2 protein-coding genes are annotated in these 1314 nt (G+C 38.5%); both read right to left on the bottom strand.

Annotation, left to right across the window (positions count from 1 at the left end; genetic code table 11):
* Positions 1 to 38: 38 nt before the first annotated feature.
* Positions 39 to 941: an IS3 family transposase gene (locus C9J35_RS23110; RefSeq protein WP_235616417.1), complete on the bottom strand. Its 903-nt coding sequence runs from the start codon at positions 939 to 941 to the stop codon at positions 39 to 41.
* The gene (locus tag C9J35_RS23105) at positions 911 to 1231 is read right to left on the bottom strand and encodes a helix-turn-helix domain-containing protein (protein WP_107927154.1); all 321 of its coding nucleotides are present in this window, start codon (positions 1229 to 1231) and stop codon (positions 911 to 913) included. The genes C9J35_RS23110 and C9J35_RS23105 overlap by 31 nt, the downstream gene beginning before the upstream one ends.
* Between the last annotated feature and the right edge of the window lie 83 nt (positions 1232 to 1314).

Genomic DNA, 1314 nt, shown 5'->3' with positions numbered 1-1314 from the left:
TGGACTTACCCCTGTCAAGTAGACAGCTATAAAAAAGACTAAACAGCCATCTGGTGTCGATATTCTATCGGTGCCAGATGGTTGAGCCGTTTTTGGAAGCGTTGGTAGTTATAAAAGTAAATATATTCTTCAACCGCCTGTATAATTGCCTCATTTGAATCCTCATGTAAGAGATACAGACACTCGCTTTTAAAGTGTGAGAAGAACGATTCAATGCAGGCATTATCGTGACAGTTTCCTTTGCGGGAGTGGCTGCCAATCATGCCAAGTTGCTCGATGTGTTGATGATATTTAATGGATGTGTACTGGAATCCTTGATCTGAATGAAGGATGCTTCGATACACATTTCGTTTGCTCGTCAACTCATCTAACGTATCTAATACAAGCTGTAAATCATTTCGTTTGCTGATTTTCCAAGCAACGATTTCGTTGTTGTATAAATCTTGCACGGCAGATAAGTAGAGAAATCCATTTTTCGTCGGTAAAAATGTGATATCTGTGACGAATACTTCGTTCGCTGCACGCTCTGAAAACTGACGGTCCACGACATTGTTAAATACACGAGAAACACGATTTTTCCACACACGACACTTCTTTCGGATGATGGAATGGACGCCTAATTCGCACATTAGTCGATATACTTTTTTATGGTTCACCATGAATCCACGGTCGCGTAAAGCGATTTTCACACGTGGATAGCCGTATTGTTTATGCGCTTGATGAATTTCTAAAATGTGTTGTTTTAACGCCTTATCATTTTGTTTATGACGTGATATTTTCCCATTCTTTATCCATTTATAATAGCCTGAGCGTTGAACTTTCGCCATTTCTGTCAACCATGTGATGGGATAACGATCTTTCATCGATTTAATAATCTGATACCGATCTGAATACGTCGGTACACCTCCATTTACAGATTTGGATACTGCTTTTTTAAGTATTCTACCTGCGCTTTGTAGTAATCTCGCTCTTCTTCTATATTCTTAAAATGAATTCGTTTCCCTTTTAACGGATTCTTCACACCCTTTGCCCCTGAGCCGACAGAAGGCAACCGATTAAAAGCTTCAATGGACCCAACTTCTTTAAATTTCTTCACCCAAGCTTTCACTTGTGAAACATTTCGAATCTCGTATATTGTCGCAATCTCCTGCATACTTCCTTCGCCTGCTAAATAAGCTTGAACAACTTGTAATTTAAATTCATTCGAATAGGTGCAATTTTTTCTTGGCATACAAAAATCCCCTTTAAGTAAAATGTTATCTACAGCGTACTGTAGTTTTTTTAACATTGTCTACTTAAAGGGGATAATATCAG

This window comes from Lysinibacillus parviboronicapiens, assembly GCF_003049575.1.
GTDB classification, from domain to species: domain Bacteria; phylum Bacillota; class Bacilli; order Bacillales_A; family Planococcaceae; genus Lysinibacillus; species Lysinibacillus parviboronicapiens.
Note: the sequence above shows the minus strand (reverse complement) of the source record. Positions and strands in the feature narration are given on the sequence as shown.

What these genes read in the sequence shown, in the direction of transcription:
- C9J35_RS23105 (WP_107927154.1), bottom strand. Translation starts at nt 1,231, where the DNA reads ATGCCAAGAAAAAATTGCACCTATTCGAATGAATTTAAATTACAAGTT.